The organism is Microbacterium sp. ER1 (assembly GCF_023383675.1).
GTDB lineage: Bacteria > Actinomycetota > Actinomycetes > Actinomycetales > Microbacteriaceae > Microbacterium.
On record NZ_QCXO01000053.1, the window covers coordinates 1 to 265 of the forward strand.

1 protein-coding gene is annotated in these 265 nt (G+C 74.3%); it reads right to left on the reverse strand.

Features of this window, described 5'->3' with window-relative positions; genetic code table 11:
* On the reverse strand, positions 1-265 hold a 265-nt coding region (locus BV453_RS01730), incomplete at both ends, for a siderophore-interacting protein (protein WP_249520721.1).

Below are 265 nucleotides of genomic sequence, written 5' to 3' on the forward strand. Positions count from 1 at the left end.
GCCGTGCGGGGCAGGGCCGAGAGGATGGCGCAGATAGCCGGGGCGGCGGTTTCGTCGCCGGCGATCAGCACGGTGTTGGCGTTGCCGGGGGCCCACTCGATGCCGACGGCCGGGTTGTCGCCATCGGCGAGGGGGCCGACGATAGCGACCTCGTCGCCGACGATGGCGGCGCGCACCCAGCGGGAGGCGGGGCCGGCGTCACCGTGGGTGACGAAGTCGATGTCGACCTCGCGGTGCTCCGGACGCGCCTGGCGCACCGTGTAGG